The sequence below is a fragment of the Dyadobacter sp. Leaf189 genome, from assembly GCF_001424405.1.
Lineage (GTDB): Bacteria > Bacteroidota > Bacteroidia > Cytophagales > Spirosomataceae > Dyadobacter.
Genome location: NZ_LMPS01000006.1, coordinates 215373 through 230526 on the forward strand (window position 1 = coordinate 215373; position 15154 = coordinate 230526).

Genomic DNA, 15154 nt, shown 5'->3' on the forward strand with positions numbered 1-15154 from the left:
AAAATGAAAAAAGTCGCTTTTTATACACTGGGCTGCAAGCTCAACTACTCAGAAAGCTCTTCGATCGCGAGAATGTTCGAAGCAAAAGGGCATTCCAGGGTTGAGTTCAATGAAAGCCCGGATGTTTTCATAATCAATACCTGTTCGGTTACCGAAAATGCAGATAAAAAATGCCGGAAAATCGTGCGTGAAGCGCAGAAGATCAATCCTGACGGCTATGTAGCCATTATAGGTTGCTACGCCCAGTTGAAACCTGCAGAGATATCAGAAATTCCAGGCGTTGACGCAGTTCTTGGCGCTGCCGAGAAGTTCAGGCTGGCAGATCTGGTTGATACTTTTGAAAAAACGCCGGTAGGTCAGCCTGCAAAAATCATGGCTTCCCATATTGACGAAGCGGTTGATTACCACACTTCCTACTCACTGAATGACAGAACGCGCACATTCCTGAAAGTTCAGGACGGCTGCGACTATCCCTGCTCCTACTGCACCATTCCACTGGCACGCGGGAAAAGCAGGTCCGACAGCATTCAGAATATCGTGAAAGCGGCGTATGAAATTGCGGCGCGGGAGGTAAAAGAGATCGTACTCACCGGTGTGAACATTGGCGACTTTGGCATCCAGAATGGCGAACGCAGGGAAACTTTTCTGGACCTTGTAAAAGCATTGGACGAAGTAGAAGGCATTGAGCGCTTTCGCATTTCATCGATCGAGCCTAACCTTCTGACCGACGAGATCATCGAATTCGTCGCGCAGTCAAAAAGGTTTGTTCCGCACTTCCATATTCCGCTGCAATCGGGCTCTAACAAAGTGCTGGGACTAATGAAGCGCCGGTACAAAAGGGAGTTGTATGCAGAGCGCGTCGCGAAAATCAAATCATTGATGCCCGACTGCTGCATTGGTGTTGACGTTATCGTAGGTCACCCTGGCGAAACGCAGGAGCTCTTCGAAGAGAGTTACCGCTTTTTAAATGAACTTGAAATTTCCTATCTGCACGTATTCACTTACTCAGAAAGAGAAAATACCGCTGCTTTGGCGATTAAACCGGTAGTACCAAAAAATATCAGGGCCGACAGATCAAAAATGCTGCATATCCTCTCCGACAAAAAGCGCCGCTCCTTCTATGAGCAGCAGGTCGGGAAAGCCGGGACGGTGCTGTTTGAAGATGAAGTTCAGGACGGTCAGATGCTGGGTTTCAGCGAAAACTATGTGCGCGTTTCCGTTAAATACGATCCGCTGCTCATTAACGAAACGAAATTCGTGAAGTACGAGCAGCTGAATGAAGCAGGATTAATGGAAGTGACAGAGGTCGAAGCGGAGGTACTTGTACATTAAGCGGCCCGGCCCACCCAAGTAACATTTTGATATCAATGCATAAAAAGGAAAGCCCGGCACAATGCCGGGCTTTCCTGCTATTTAAATATAAACGTTGAGTAAAATTAAGCCTCGATCATGAACTCGTCGTGCTGACTTACGTCCAAACCAGCTTTCTCATCCTGCTCAGATACACGAAGTGGTAAAATCAGGTCAGTGATTTTCAGAAGAAGGAATGAACCGGCAAATGCGAAGGCAGATACACCAACCAATGCAATTACGTGGTTGATAAACAGCTTGGTTTCGCCGAATGCAAGACCCTGGTCAACTACCAGCGGGTTAACGCCGCTTGTAGAGAAGATACCGGTCATTAACATACCAACCATACCTCCTACACCGTGGCAAGGGAACACGTCAAGTGTATCGTCCAAAGTGGAACGGGTGCGCAGGTGCGCTACATAGTTACTGATGATGGAAGCAACTGTACCGATGAAAAGAGAAGCAGGAACCGTTACGAAACCAGCAGCAGGTGTGATAGCGACCAAACCTACAACCGCACCGATACAGAAACCAAGTGCAGATACTTTCTTTCCTTTTGCAGCGTCAAAAAGAACCCATGCAAGACCAGCGGCGCCCGCAGCTGTGTTGGTAGTTGCGAAAGCAGATACCGCCAAAGGACCAGCAGATAATGCAGAACCTGCATTGAAACCGAACCAGCCGAACCAGAGCAAACCTGTTCCCAAAAGAACGAAAGGAATGTTTGCAGGTGGCAATACGTGATCTTCAAGAAGTGATTTACGTCTTTTCAGGTAAAGCGCGCCAGCCAATGCAGCCCAGCCAGCAGACATGTGAACAACAGTTCCACCAGCGAAGTCAAGCACACCCATTTTGAAAAGGATACCATCTGCATGCCAAGTCATGTGCGCCAGCGGAGCGTAGATGAAAATACAGAACAGGATAATGAACAATACGTAAGAGCGGAAGTTGATGCGCTCAGCCATTGAACCGGTTACCAGTGCAGGTGTGATCACCGCGAACTTCATCTGGAACATTGCGAAAAGCGCGAAAGGAATTGTTCCCCAAACCGGTCCGTCCAATACGCCTTTGAACATAAAGTGCGTGAATGGATTTCCAACAACGCCGCCGAAATCATCTCCGAAAGCAATACTGAACCCTACCACTACCCATAACACACTGATTACCCCCATTGCGATAAAGCTTTGGAGCATGGTAGAAATTACGTTTTTGTTGTTAACCATCCCGCCGTAGAAATAAGCCAGACCGGGCGTCATCAGCAATACCAGCGCGGCTGAAACCAGCAACCAGGCCGTATCACCGCCGTTTACTCCTTCGGTGACAATTTGAGTCGGAACATTTGGCACGAAAGCACCAAGGATTGCGATTACCAGAAGGATAATCAGTGGGATAAAACTGCGTTTTTCCATTTTTGTAAATTGTTATTATAGGTAGATTAAGAAGGTATATTGTAACTAATTAGAATTTGTAAATGAATGCAAGTCCGAAAGTGGTCTGGCTGTTTTTAGTCCAGTTTCCATCTGAATCTTCAAACTGCTGCTCTTCCCCGGTGCCTGACAGCTTAGGATAAGCGTCGAGGCGGAACTCAGGTTTAACAAGAATGTGTCCGTCGGCAAGGCTGATATTACCAGTCAATGTTACTGAGTTAACCTTGGTACCCATTCCTCCACGGGTCAGCAATCCACGTACACCGTTATCGTTGTTGAAATATTCGTAACGCGCGCCAATTCCGAAGTTATCCGTCAGAGCAGTATTTGCATATACTGCAACTCCACTCCATGATTCCGTACCCAGTGGGCCGCCTGCACCCTGGTAGTCACCTTTCTGGCTGCCGTAAGCTGCATTCAAACCAAGCAGGAATTTTTCGGTTACCTGGAAGCTGGTTGTCAGATCAAATACCTGGTAAAGACCTTCCGGCTGCTTTCCTAGGCTGTCTGTATTCGCTTCGTTGCTTCCGATGTAGTTCAGGTATACGTTCCATCCCGATGCAGGTTGAAGGTATAACTGACTGATGATTCCTTTTGCGCGGTTGTTATCGCCAAGTCCGTCTACATTGTTCACTACGCCAACCATTAAAGAAGCCTTGTCAGAAAACGCATAAGTTGCTTTCAGACCGGCATGGTAAAACGGACCATTGTTAAACAGGTTGGACAGCGAATAGTTGAAGTTGGCCGGTGCGTCGATCACTTCATATCCGATGTGCGTTCCAAACTGTCCCGCGGTCATTGAAAACTTGTCTGTGAATTTATAAGTGAAGTATGCCTGTTTGATAGCAAGTGCGGTGCTGAACAAGGCATTTCCATAGTTACCCATGTTGGCATTCGGGCCGAATGTCAAATCTACTACTGCTTCCGACTTCGCATTGGTGTAAGCAACTCTCGTCTGAACAAGGCCAAGTGAAAACTGACCTGATCGCTGATCGAACACACGTGCATTGGTGGCACCCATGTTTGACCGGGAAGCTGGCTTGTTGAAATTGGCCATGTAATAAGAGTCAAGATAGCCTGAGAACGCAAATGCTCCCTTTCCTTCTTCCGCAGCTGCTTCTGCTACGACTGTCGTATCAGCTTTAACAGCCTTTTTGTCTTCGCCAGACTTTGCAAAACCCAAAAAAGGAACCATCAAAGATAATACTGTGCAATAGACTTTTCTCATAATTATATTCTGTTTAAGTTTATATTACTCTCCGGCGGGATTTATGAATCAAATATTGTGCATAAATTATATTAATCAAATATACCTCACCTTTTTTATCCAAAAAAATACAATTTTCATGTTTTTGTTCTCTTTTTTAACGGATAATCAACAGAAAATAACAGTTTATTCAGATTTGCGTCAAAAATTTAAATTTTGCATTCACCTTGATACGCAGAATATTCTTTCAGTTACAACAGTCCAATTATTAAGAAATTTTATTATCATAATGCCATTACAGAAAAGTTTGGGCACAAAAAAAGCCCCGCCAAAGGCAGGGCTATCAAACTTGTATTTCCGGAAGTGGCTATTCGCCGTGCATCCAGGCTTTTTTAGCTAACAATGTATCTTCTTCTTCTTCATTGTCCGGATCCGGCACACAGCAATCAACCGGGCAAACCGCAGCACATTGCGGCTCTTCATGGAAGCCAACGCATTCAGTACATTTATCGGTAACAATATAATAGAACTCGTCTGAAACAGGCGCCTGCTTCTCCTTACCGCTCACCACTGTACCGTCGCCAAAATCTACTTCATCTAAACTGGTCCCATCTCCCCAGGTCCACTCTACACCGCCTTCATAAATTGCTGTATTGGGGCACTCTGGCTCGCACGCCCCACAATTTATGCATTCATCGGTTATCATTATAGCCATAGTCGCCGGATTGTTTATATTTGTTGCTATTCTTCTGCTTAGAGTAACAAATATAACTATTTATAGTTTCCCAACAATCAGAAAAATAAAAACGGCAGGTTAGTAAAACTTTTTAGAGTTCACAAGGTATGTTAGCAAGGATCAGGCGGGAAGAGGCATTCATCCAATTAGGAAAGTTCATTACAGACGCGGAGAATGAGGAAATTATACAGGATTGGGTTGAATCAGCCAACAGCCGGAACAACTGGTTTACGCCTGAGAATGTAAGGAAATCACTTCATGCTATTGCCACCGAATTCCTTGATCCTGAAAAGCTTCGTGAATGGTCAGCGCGATATACCGAGCCGCGGGAATCCAGAAAAGTAGGCGTTGTAATGGCTGGAAATATTCCTGCAGTCGGTTTTCAGGATGCTTTGTGCGTACTGATCAGCGGGCACACACTGCTGGTGAAACCCAGCTCTGATGATCCGGTGCTGATTTCCGCATTGCTTAACCAATTAATGCAAATAGAACCTGAATTTACTTCACAGATCAGGTTTGTGGAGCGGCTCAACGAGGCCGACGCCTACATTGCCACCGGCAGTGATAACACAGCCCGGTACTTTCATTATTATTTCGCCAACAAACCCAATGTGATCCGCCGGAACAGGACTTCTGCTGCTGTTTTGACGGGCAGCGAGACGCATGAAGAACTGCAATTACTTGGCAGGGACGTACTTCAATATTTTGGTCTGGGTTGCCGCAATGTTTCCAAGCTCTTTGTTCCTGCCGGATATGATTTTACCAAGTTTTACGAAGCGATAGAAGACAGGGCTTACCTCTATCTTCAAAATCATAAATACTTCAATAACTACGAATACAACAAGTCGATTTTCCTGATTAACAGGGTTCCGCACCTTGATAATGGTTTTTTGATGATCACCGAAAACAGCGCGCTCGTTTCTCCGATCAGTGTTTTACATTTTGAAACATACACGGATTTAGAAACTGTCAAATCTGCTCTGGTCGAGGCGGCCGAGAAGGTTCAGTGCGTAGTCGGTAACGCAGGCATTCCCGGTAATGTACCTTTTGGAGAATCACAGGAACCCGGCCTTTGCGACTATGCGGATGCTGTGGACACCATGGCGTTCCTAAGTACGCTATAGGAGCTTATTCCAGGTTTGCAGATACCCATTTCAGGAATTCGGGCATCATCTTCGACCAGGTATCCTGGTCGTGGCGCCCCTCCGGCAATTCGGTGTAGAAAACATCCTGGTTCCAGACCAATCCTTTTCTTTCCAATGCAGCAATGCATTCAAGGGTATCCTGTATAGAATCGATCACACCGTCGCCATCGCGATCGTCGTGCTCGTCCTGCGAGCCGCATTGAAACCAGCATTTCAATGCAGGTTTTTCCCCAAGATCCCGGATTTGCGCATGCATTATCCTGTCAGAATCCTGGTACCCCTCTCCGATCGCCTTCTGCCTCCACCACAATGCGCCGGAAAAAACCCCGGTAAGCGGAAACAATGCCGGAAAATGCAGCGCAACATCCAGCGCCATCAACCCACCCAGTGAACAGCCGGCGTAGGCATTGCCGGAGGGCCTCACCTGATAATGCTGTTGCAAAAACGGAAGAAGCTCATTAGTGACGAATGAAGTTGTTTGCCCGGCTTCACTGCCTCTGCCTGCGTAGTCAGACTTGCTGGCCGTTCCGTACTCGTAAATGCGACGTTCATTTGCGTGAATGCCCGCTACAACCATCGGCTTTATTAGTCCTGAACTGTGCAGCTCCCCGACAATCTCCACCAACCTGAGTGACCCGAAATCCTGGCCGTCATTGAACAGGAGCAATGGATATTGCATTGTCGCGTCGTACCCGGCAGGCAAGAGCACGCTTATGCGGACTTCCCTGTGAAGGAAGTTGGAATAAATTTTTATATCATCAAGATATGTGGAAGAATACACTGCGCTCAAACCCTTAAACCCCTGAAATTGGACTAAAACAAACGTGCAAGTTATTAATTTGCTTCCTATGATTTGTTTTGTATATTTCATTTATCAAATTTAACCCCGGCTGATTTGGAAGAGAAGCACATTAAATACTACTCTCATCACCTGGACAGAGAGATTGATATGCTTGTTTACGGAAGCTGGGGGTACCCTATCCTCCTTTTTCCAACTACCCTCGGGCGGTATTATCAGGCCAAAGATATGGGCCTGACCGAGTCAGTGAGGAATTTGATCGACTCAGGTAAATACAAGCTTTATTGTGTCGATTCCATTGACGCGGATTCCTGGTACGCCAAACACATTAACCCGCAATACAGGGTTCTCAACCACATTCAGTACGATAAGTTTCTTGCAAACGAGCTGGTACCATATATTAAGGCCGAGTGTAACGTCGGGAAGATCGGTGTGGCGGGTTGCAGCTTCGGAGGTTTTCATTCAGCCAATTTCGCATTCAGGCATCCCGATCTTGTCGCTTACCTGATCAGTATGAGTGGCGCATTCGATATCAGGACCTTTACCGATGGCTTTTACGACGATACTGTTTATTTCAATAACCCGGTCGACTACATGCCTAATGAACAAGGCTGGCGATATGGGCACATGAAAATCGTGCTGGGTACTTCTGAATGGGATATCTGTCTCGACAGTAATGTAAGGATGTCTGATATTTTAAATGCAAATGGCATAGAACACTGGCTGGATATCCGGGGCTGGGAGAAGCACGATTGGCCTTTGTGGACCAAGATGTTTCCCGATTATCTGGCGAGGATCATGTAAAACGGACTTTATCAATAACAAACCGCGTTTTTAGGATGAAAAAAATTGGAATACTGTTTGGGATGGAAAATACTTTCCCGAATGCATTTATTGAAAGAGTTAACAGTAAGGGAGAACCCGATATAATTGCTGAGGCAGTTACCATTGATAAAGTTGCACAAGCTGCTCCGACTGAATACGCCGTAATCATCGATCGCATTTCGCAGGATGTACCTTTTTACAGGTCTTACCTCAAAAACGCGGCACTGTGCGGCACCGCAGTGATCAATAATCCATTCTGGTGGAGCGCGGACGAAAAGTTCTTCAACAATGCACTGGCAGAGCAGATCGGGGTACCTGTTCCTAAAACAGTGCTGCTGCCTTCGAAGCAGCGGCCTGATAATACAACGGAAACTTCATTCCGCAACCTCGCATTCCCGATGGCGTGGGAAGAGATATTCCAGTATGTAGGTTTTCCGGCTTACATGAAACCACACGATGGCGGCGGCTGGAAGAGCGTTTACAAGGTTGTGAATCCGCAGGATATGTGGTTTAAACATGAGGAAACGGGCCAGCTTGTGATGATGCTGCAGGAAGAGATTGAATTTAGCGACTATGTTCGTTGCTATTGTATCGGCCAGAAAGATGTGCTGATCATGCCTTACGAGCCCCGCAACCCGCACCATTTAAGATATGCATCGGAATTAAAAGCTACCGGAGAGGAAAGAGAAAAGTTGCTGGAAACCATTAAAGATTATACCCTGAAATTGAATAAAGCGCTGGGCTATGATTTCAATACGGTTGAATTTGCCGTACGCGACGGTATTCCTTACGCCATCGACTTTTGCAACCCAGCACCCGATGCGGACATATATTCCGTAGGTCCCGACAATTTTGAGTGGGTAGTAGAAGCTGCCGCTAATATGGCAATTGAACGTGCCAAAGCGCAGGTACCCGGACAGGTTAACCTTACCTGGGGAACCTTCCTGAGCAATGCAGTGCAGGCCGGTATTCCTGCTCCCGCGCAACCAGCGCAACCTGCTCCTGTTCCCTCTGCTACGGAGGTTAACATCAAAGCTGTTACGCCGAAGAAATCGGTCAAGAAGCCGACAGACGGAAGTTCAGAGCCGATCGCAGAACCGGATCCGCTGCTCCCAACCAACAAAGCTGCGGTGACCAAAGCGCCTGCCAAGAATTCAAAAATGAAAAAATCCTGATCAAAGCATTTCAAATTGCCCTTTATGGCCACTTTCACACTAGGAATTGAAGAAGAATTTCAGACGATAGATCCCATTACCCGCAACCTGCGATCGCATATGTCGAAGCTGGTTGAAGATGGTAAGATCACCTTAAAGGAGCGTGTGAAGGCCGAAATGCACCAGGCTGTTGTGGAAGTAGGTACCAATATTTGCCACAACATACAGGAAGCGAGAGAAGAAGTGACTTACCTGCGTAAAATGATCCTCGGCCTGGCTGAAAAGCAGGATTTACAGGTAGCAGCAGCAGGTACCCACCCTTTCGCCGACTGGGTTGATCAGCTGATTACCGACGATCCGAGGTATGATGAGATTATAGATGAAATGCGGGATGTAGCACGGGGCAATCTCATTTTCGGGCTGCACGTGCATGTTGGGATCGAAGACCGTAATGAAGGAATTCAGATCATGAATGCAGTCAGGTACTTTTTACCGCACATTTATGCATTATCTACCAACTCGCCTTTCTGGTGCGGTCGGAATACAGGCTTTAAATCGTATCGCTCCAAGGTTTTTGATAAATTCCCGAGAACAGGTATACCCGATTATTTTTCCAGCGCATCCGAGTATGACGAGTATGTAAACCTGCTGATTAAGACCAAATGCATTGATAACGGGAAGAAGATCTGGTGGGACATTCGGGTACATCCTTTTTTCAATACGATTGAGTTCAGGATGTGCGATGTACCGATGCGGACAGACGAGACTATCTGCCTCGCCGCGATTATGCAGGCGCTGGTTGCAAAAATTTACAAGCTGCACCGGATGAACCTCAGCTTCCGCGTTTACGACCGGATGCTCATTAATGAAAACAAATGGCGCGCGGCACGGTATGGCATTCACGGAAAGCTCATTGATTTTGGCAAACAGGAAGAAGTGGAATACAAATTGCTCGCCGGCGAGCTGCTTGAATTTATCGACGATGTGGTGGACGAGCTGGGAAGCCGGAAGGAGATCGACTACATCTACCAGATCATGGAAATGGGCACCGGCGCTGATCGCCAGCTGGCTGTTTTTGAACAAACGGGAAGTATGAATGCAGTGGTAGATTATATCGTAGCGGAGACTAAGATAGGTTTGGAGTAACAAAGCCTCCAAATAAAATTCTGCCCATCGAACTTATATGCATATAGTTTGTTTAAATATTTTACAAAAAAATAAACTAACAGCTAACTGCTAAAAGCTAACAGCAACAGCTCCTGGCAAAAAGCCCTCACAAAAATGATTCACAATACACGACATTTCCGGGTAGCAATCCTGGACATGTACGACGGGTTCGAGAACGAAGGGATGCGATGCATCAGGAAAATTATCACCAGTTTTGGTGAGAAAGAAGCAGTGCCCGTTGAATACACGATTTTCGATGTACGCCAAAAGCTCAAAATTCCCGGAATGGACTTCGATGCCTATATTTCTACCGGTGGGCCGGGTAATCCTTCACCAGTCGGCGAAGCCTGGGAGAAGAAGTACTTTTCTTTCCTTGACCAGCTGTTTCAATACAATCAGAAACGTCAGAACCGCGTCAAAAAACACTTATTCCTGATCTGCCATTCATTCCAAATGGCTTGCATACACTGGCAACTTGCTCGTGTGAGCAAGAGGAGAAAGACTTCATTTGGTACATTCCCGGTACACAAGACCAGCACGGGACGTAAAGATCCGCTGCTTACCGGGCTTGCAGATCCTTTCTGGATCGTGGATTCGCGTGACTTTCAGGTAACCCAGCCCGATCAGTTCATGTTCGACGATATGGGTGCAAAATTGCTTTGTCTTGAAAAGATCCGTCCGCATGTGCCGCTGGAACGCGCTGTAATGGCGATCCGCTTTTCTAATGAGATCGTGGGAACACAGTTTCACCCCGAAGCTGACGCAGAAGGAATGCTGCGGTATTTTCTCAGGGAGGATAAAAAAACCGCGATTGTCGCCGCGCATGGAGAGACTAAATACAATGACATGATTGCGCACCTGAACGATCCTGACAAGATCCTGCTCACCGAGTCTGTTATCCTGCCTGCATTTCTGAAAAACGCATTGGACAAATCATTTACACCCGCCTATGCATAAGGAAGCCCGGGAAGCATTTAACCGGTCATTTTCTGACAAGAAGTACCAGGACTTTGTAGCTTATATTGAATCTGCATTCCCTGGCCAGCTGGATTTTCGTGTGGCCGAAACACCCGTGTTTATTCCGAAGGAGCTGAAAGAGCAAATCCTGGAAACTTCGGAGCAGATTATCGAGGTATTGCGCTCGCCAGACTTCAAAGCAAAAACAGAGCGCGCTGTCCCCGAAACGCAATTTGTTCCCGGTGAAAATGCGCATACTTCATTCCTGGCAATTGACTATGCGATTTGCAGGGATGAGAATGGAGCGCTTGTTCCGCAGTTGATCGAGCTACAAGGATTTCCGTCGATCTTCGGGTACCAGGCTTTTTTATCAGAAGCATTCAAGATGCATTTTGATGTGCTACCTGAATTTCAGTATCTCTTCAACAGTGACGGATACAATGCTTATGTAGCAAAACTGCGATCGCTTATTCTCGCTGGCGAAGAACCGGAATCCGTAATCCTGCTCGAAATTTTTCCTGAAAAACAAAAAACCAGGATCGACTTTGCTGTAACGGCGGAAATGCTGGGGATCCAGGCAGTTTGCTATACCAAACTGATCCGTGAAGGAAAATCGCTCTTTTACGAGAAAGATGGCCGGAAGGTTCAAGTCAAACGAATTTATAACAGGCTGATCTTCGACGATCTGCTCAACTACCCGGACCTGGTTACCAGCTACCATTTTACCGATGAAGTGGATGTAACCTGGGTAGGGCATCCGAATTGGTTTTTCCGGATCAGCAAGTTTTCAATGCCCTTTCTCAAAGATTCGTACATACCGGAAACGCGTTTCGTGAGTGACTATGCGGGTGACTTTCCGAAGGATCTTCAAAACTACGTCCTGAAACCTCTATTTTCATTTGCTGGTTCCGGCGTACGTTTGCAGGTTACAGCTGCGGATCTTCATGCATTACCTGATCCCGAAAACTACATACTACAGCGCAAGGTATCCTATGAACCTGTGATACAGGCACCGGACGGACTCGTAAAATGTGAGGTAAGGATGATGTACAGCTGGGAAGATCAAGCTGAGAAGCCGGAACTGCTGATCAGTCTGAGCAGATTGAGCCGGGGCGAAATGATCGGAGTGCGCTTCAATAAAGATTTTACCTGGGTTGGCGGCAGTGCCACTTTCTTTGAATGAGGAAAACACCAGAAAAGAACTACACTTTAAAAAAGTATCAAAAGTAAAGAATGTATATTACCCATCGTCAACAGTTTTTTGATCATCTCGCCCAAACTTCCGATTATCCGCTCGCGCTCGAAATTGAAAGTGCCCAGGGAGTTTATATGTATGGAGCAGACGGGAAGTCCTACCTGGATCTGATTTCCGGAATTGCGGTAAGTAATGTCGGTCACCGGCACCCTAAGGTAATATCCGCCATTCACGAGCAGCTGGAAAAGCACATGCACTTGCTTGTTTATGGCGAATTTGTGCAGAGCGCACAGGTGCAGCTGGCAACTGCATTGACGAAGACATTGCAGGTTACCCCACCCTGCCCCTCCCCTTTCGGCCTCATTGATAATGTGTATTTTACCAACTCTGGCACCGAGGCTACCGAGGGTGCGATGAAGCTTGCAAAGCGATTTACACGCAGGCACGAATTCATATCCTGCGTAAATGCCTATCACGGGGCCACACAAGGCGCATTGAGCCTGGCCGGAGCCGACTTTTTCAAACAGAATTTCCGTCCACTGCTTCCCGGTACACGCCAGATCCGACATGGTAACATGGTAGATCTGGAGCAGATCACTGATAAAACAGCGGCTGTGATCATTGAAGTGATCGGCGGAGAGTCTGGTGTGCGGGTACCTGAAAAGGATTTCATGATCGCATTGCGACAGAAATGTACCGAGACTGGGACACTGCTGATCCTGGACGAAATCCAAACCGGGTTTGGCCGTACCGGAAGTTTCTGGGCATTTGAACAATTTGATATTTACCCTGACATTTTACTAAGTGCCAAGGGAATGGGTGGCGGTATGCCCATTGGTGCGTTTATGGCTTCGCAGGAAGTGATGGCCGTTTTTAAGAACAATCCCATACTTGGACACATTACCACTTTTGGCGGTCACCCGGTTTGCTGCGCTTCTTCACTGGCCGCATTAAATGTAATTTTAGACGAGAATTTGCACCATTCTGCTGTTGAAAAGGGCGAGTTGTTTAAATCGCTGCTTGTACATCCGGCGATCAGTGAGGTAAGAGGAAGAGGTTTGATGCTGGCTGCGCAAATGGAATCGTTTGAAAAACTGAAAGATACCATAGATCGCTGCATTGAAAATGGTGTTGTGACAGATTGGTTCCTGTTCTGCGACAATGCCATGCGCATTGCGCCTCCGCTGGTAATTTCGGAAGACGAAATCCGCACAGCTTGCAAGGTGATTATTGATGTTTTGAATTCTTAAACCAAGCTTATGGAATATTCAATAGAGAATGAGTTTTTGCGTATCGCCGTAAGGCAGGCAGGTGCGGAATTGTGCCGCATTCAGTCGAAGGTAACAGGTACTGATTTCATGTGGAATGCAGATCCTGACGTTTGGCCAAGTTACGCCCCCGTTTTGTTCCCGGTTATCGGCGCGATTAAAAATGGTTTTGTACGGTATAATGGAAAAGATTATGCAGTACCCCGCCACGGAATTGTGCGAAATAATCCGGAGGTAACTCTGGTTGAACAAACCGGTTCAAGCTTGACCTTTGGTTTGAAATCGTCGGAACAAACCATGAAAATTTATCCATTTGCATTTGATTTTCAAGTCACTTACCGACTGGAAGAGCAGAGGATTATGGTCAGTCACAAAATCGTTAATAAGGGCGACAATGAGATGCTCTTCTCTTTGGGCGGGCATCCTGCATTTAAATGCCCGGTGCAGGAGGGTGAAAATTATTCGGATTATTATCTTGAATTTGAAGCCGTTGAAAACGACTCTACCTGGCTACTGACGAAAGACGGACTGGTAGGGAATGAGACCAAAAAGATTTTTGATAATACCAATGTACTTCATCTGGATCATCACCTGTTCGACAGCGATGCGTTGATATTCAAACATCTGGTTTCAAAGCAGGTAAGTCTGAGAAGTACAAAATCTGCACAGGTAGTCACCGTTCGTTTCGATGATTTCCCCTATCTGGGTATCTGGGCGAAACCAAAGGGAGACTTCGTTTGCATTGAACCCTGGCTGGGCATTGCAGATAGCGCAGATTCGGACCAGAATTTTGAAACGAAAGAGGGAATTTTGCAGCTGGCGGCCGGTGAAACTTTCCGGGCCAGCTTTTCCATTGAAATTAATGAATAGTTCACTTTTAGCAGTAACGCTTACAGCTTTACTGCTAAAAGTTCATTGCCAAGTTTGTGCAGGGCTGCTTCAATTTTTTTGGCTTGTGCTGGCCTTGGCTTTTTAATGCCGGAAGCATAGTGGTTCAGCAGCTTCTCGTTAATTCCGGTAATCTTCGCAATGCCGGTCTGGCTGAATATCCCTTTGTAATACTTCAAAAAGCTTCCAACATCAAGCTTCCATTCAATCTCGTATTCGCCTTTTAGTGCAGCAGGAATGTTTTTATCATCGAAGGATTTGACAATGTCAATGGATTCATATACAGATCTTTTCACATCATCAATCGTTGCTCCACCTCCGCTTATCTTGTCAACATTATCGCTATAAGCCCAGAAAAAATCCTTGCTTCTCTCAATAATAACCTTAATTTTTTTCATAACGATTCCTTTAAATTCATCTTCTTAATGGTCCTCAGGCGTATTCCCTCGCCCATCTCCTTTGAGCCATGATAAGCCACAGTGTAAGTCTCGTCCCCTTTTTGATAGATATAATGGCTACCTTTTATCCGAATGACCGACCAACCGTTTCGCTTGATTAAGCGATGGAATTCTGAGGATTTCATTGCAAGTGACTTGTGTTAAAAGTATACAATAATATACCTTTAAACAAGCAGTCACAAAAAAAGCCCCCGAATGGGAGCTTTCATTTATCTGGCGGTAAGATGTTATACCGTCGCTTCGATCTGAGCGTTCAATTTGTCTTCCAGCGTTGTTTTAGGAACTACACCTACCACTTTGTCAACCAATTGACCGCCTTTGAATATCATTAAAGTAGGGATACTGCGGATACCGAATTTAGCTGGAACCGAAGAATTCATATCCACATCCATTTTACCAATAACTGCTTTACCCTCGTACTCTCCTGCAAGCTGCTCTACAACCGGCCCGATCATTTTACAAGGTCCGCACCACTCAGCCCAAAAATCAACAAGTACTGGCTTTTCGCTTTGGATCAATTCTTCAAAGGTGCTATCGGTAATTTCAAGTGCTTTTCCCATGTTTGAAAATGTCTAATGTTG

16 protein-coding genes are annotated in these 15154 nt (G+C 46.1%); 9 read left to right on the forward strand and 7 right to left on the reverse strand.

Features of this window, described 5'->3' with window-relative positions; all coding sequences use genetic code 11:
• Positions 1-3 precede the first annotated feature (3 nt).
• Positions 4-1332, forward strand: a complete 1329-nt coding sequence (gene mtaB, locus ASG33_RS19440) for a tRNA (N(6)-L-threonylcarbamoyladenosine(37)-C(2))-methylthiotransferase MtaB (protein WP_056289254.1) — start codon at positions 4-6, stop codon at positions 1330-1332.
• Between the two features lie 104 nt (positions 1333-1436).
• Here mtaB and ASG33_RS19445 read toward each other — a convergent pair whose 3' ends face one another.
• The 3 genes from ASG33_RS19445 to ASG33_RS19455 form a co-directional block, all read right to left on the reverse strand.
• On the reverse strand, positions 1437-2756 hold the full coding sequence (locus ASG33_RS19445) for an ammonium transporter (protein ID WP_056289258.1): 1320 nt from the start codon (positions 2754-2756) through the stop codon (positions 1437-1439).
• 49 nt (positions 2757-2805) lie between these two features.
• The gene (locus ASG33_RS19450) at positions 2806-4002 is read right to left on the reverse strand and encodes a porin (protein WP_056289262.1); all 1197 of its coding nucleotides are present in this window, start codon (positions 4000-4002) and stop codon (positions 2806-2808) included.
• Positions 4003-4348: 346 nt separating this feature from the next.
• On the reverse strand, positions 4349-4696 hold the full coding sequence (locus tag ASG33_RS19455) for a 4Fe-4S binding protein (RefSeq protein WP_031527072.1): 348 nt from the start codon (positions 4694-4696) through the stop codon (positions 4349-4351).
• A 128-nt stretch (positions 4697-4824) separates the two neighbouring features.
• Here ASG33_RS19455 and ASG33_RS19460 point away from each other — a divergent pair, with 128 nt between their 5' ends.
• Positions 4825-5841, forward strand: coding sequence for an acyl-CoA reductase (locus ASG33_RS19460; protein WP_056289267.1), 1017 nt, complete (start codon positions 4825-4827; stop codon positions 5839-5841).
• Positions 5842-5845: 4 nt separating this feature from the next.
• Here the strand turns inward: ASG33_RS19460 and ASG33_RS19465 are convergent, their stop codons facing one another.
• Complete coding sequence (locus ASG33_RS19465; RefSeq protein WP_056290503.1) at positions 5846-6643, reverse strand: esterase family protein; 798 nt, start codon at positions 6641-6643, stop codon at positions 5846-5848.
• 114 nt (positions 6644-6757) lie between these two features.
• On the opposite strand from ASG33_RS19465, the gene ASG33_RS19470 reads away from it, so the two are divergent.
• The 7 genes from ASG33_RS19470 (at position 6758) to ASG33_RS19500 (ending at position 14097) form a co-directional block, all read left to right on the forward strand.
• Positions 6758-7465: an esterase family protein gene (locus ASG33_RS19470; protein WP_056289270.1), complete on the forward strand. Its 708-nt coding sequence runs from the start codon at positions 6758-6760 to the stop codon at positions 7463-7465.
• A 35-nt stretch (positions 7466-7500) separates the two neighbouring features.
• A complete protein-coding gene (locus ASG33_RS19475; protein WP_056289272.1) occupies positions 7501-8661 on the forward strand; it encodes a RimK family alpha-L-glutamate ligase in 1161 nt (386 codons plus the stop codon).
• A gap of 24 nt (positions 8662-8685) precedes the next feature.
• Positions 8686-9786, forward strand: coding sequence for a carboxylate-amine ligase (locus tag ASG33_RS19480; protein WP_056289275.1), 1101 nt, complete (start codon positions 8686-8688; stop codon positions 9784-9786).
• A 135-nt stretch (positions 9787-9921) separates the two neighbouring features.
• A complete protein-coding gene (locus ASG33_RS19485) occupies positions 9922-10764 on the forward strand; it encodes a type 1 glutamine amidotransferase (RefSeq protein ID WP_056289278.1) in 843 nt (280 codons plus the stop codon).
• On the forward strand, positions 10757-11947 hold the full coding sequence (locus ASG33_RS19490) for a hypothetical protein (protein ID WP_056289281.1): 1191 nt from the start codon (positions 10757-10759) through the stop codon (positions 11945-11947). Before ASG33_RS19485 ends, ASG33_RS19490 begins: the two co-directional genes overlap by 8 nt.
• A gap of 50 nt (positions 11948-11997) precedes the next feature.
• The gene (locus ASG33_RS19495) at positions 11998-13209 is read left to right on the forward strand and encodes an aspartate aminotransferase family protein (RefSeq protein WP_056289283.1); all 1212 of its coding nucleotides are present in this window, start codon (positions 11998-12000) and stop codon (positions 13207-13209) included.
• 9 nt (positions 13210-13218) lie between these two features.
• Complete coding sequence (locus ASG33_RS19500) at positions 13219-14097, forward strand: aldose 1-epimerase family protein (RefSeq protein ID WP_056289285.1); 879 nt, start codon at positions 13219-13221, stop codon at positions 14095-14097.
• A 20-nt stretch (positions 14098-14117) separates the two neighbouring features.
• On the opposite strand, the gene ASG33_RS19505 is transcribed toward ASG33_RS19500, so the two are convergent.
• From ASG33_RS19505 to trxA, 3 genes are all read right to left on the reverse strand, one after another.
• Positions 14118-14513: a transcriptional regulator gene (locus tag ASG33_RS19505; protein WP_056289288.1), complete on the reverse strand. Its 396-nt coding sequence runs from the start codon at positions 14511-14513 to the stop codon at positions 14118-14120.
• On the reverse strand, positions 14510-14698 hold the full coding sequence (locus ASG33_RS26305) for a type II toxin-antitoxin system HicA family toxin (RefSeq protein WP_056289290.1): 189 nt from the start codon (positions 14696-14698) through the stop codon (positions 14510-14512). The genes ASG33_RS19505 and ASG33_RS26305 overlap by 4 nt, the downstream gene beginning before the upstream one ends.
• Before the next feature lie 102 nt (positions 14699-14800).
• Positions 14801-15133, reverse strand: a complete 333-nt coding sequence (gene trxA / locus ASG33_RS19515; protein WP_031527084.1) for a thioredoxin — start codon at positions 15131-15133, stop codon at positions 14801-14803.
• Positions 15134-15154 lie beyond the last annotated feature (21 nt).

Coding starts and splice junctions, on each gene's coding strand:
- mtaB (WP_056289254.1), top strand. CDS start 4: ATGAAAAAAGTCGCTTTTTATACACTGGGCTGCAAGCTCAACTACTCA.
- ASG33_RS19445 (WP_056289258.1), bottom strand. CDS start 2,756: ATGGAAAAACGCAGTTTTATCCCACTGATTATCCTTCTGGTAATCGCA.
- ASG33_RS19450 (WP_056289262.1), bottom strand. CDS start 4,002: ATGAGAAAAGTCTATTGCACAGTATTATCTTTGATGGTTCCTTTTTTG.
- ASG33_RS19455 (WP_031527072.1), bottom strand. CDS start 4,696: ATGGCTATAATGATAACCGATGAATGCATAAATTGTGGGGCGTGCGAG.
- ASG33_RS19460 (WP_056289267.1), top strand. CDS start 4,825: ATGTTAGCAAGGATCAGGCGGGAAGAGGCATTCATCCAATTAGGAAAG.
- ASG33_RS19475 (WP_056289272.1), top strand. CDS start 7,501: ATGAAAAAAATTGGAATACTGTTTGGGATGGAAAATACTTTCCCGAAT.
- ASG33_RS19480 (WP_056289275.1), top strand. CDS start 8,686: ATGGCCACTTTCACACTAGGAATTGAAGAAGAATTTCAGACGATAGAT.
- ASG33_RS19485 (WP_056289278.1), top strand. CDS start 9,922: ATGATTCACAATACACGACATTTCCGGGTAGCAATCCTGGACATGTAC.
- ASG33_RS19490 (WP_056289281.1), top strand. CDS start 10,757: ATGCATAAGGAAGCCCGGGAAGCATTTAACCGGTCATTTTCTGACAAG.
- ASG33_RS19495 (WP_056289283.1), top strand. CDS start 11,998: ATGTATATTACCCATCGTCAACAGTTTTTTGATCATCTCGCCCAAACT.
- ASG33_RS19500 (WP_056289285.1), top strand. CDS start 13,219: ATGGAATATTCAATAGAGAATGAGTTTTTGCGTATCGCCGTAAGGCAG.
- ASG33_RS19505 (WP_056289288.1), bottom strand. CDS start 14,513: ATGAAAAAAATTAAGGTTATTATTGAGAGAAGCAAGGATTTTTTCTGG.
- ASG33_RS26305 (WP_056289290.1), bottom strand. CDS start 14,698: ATGAAATCCTCAGAATTCCATCGCTTAATCAAGCGAAACGGTTGGTCG.
- trxA (WP_031527084.1), bottom strand. CDS start 15,133: ATGGGAAAAGCACTTGAAATTACCGATAGCACCTTTGAAGAATTGATC.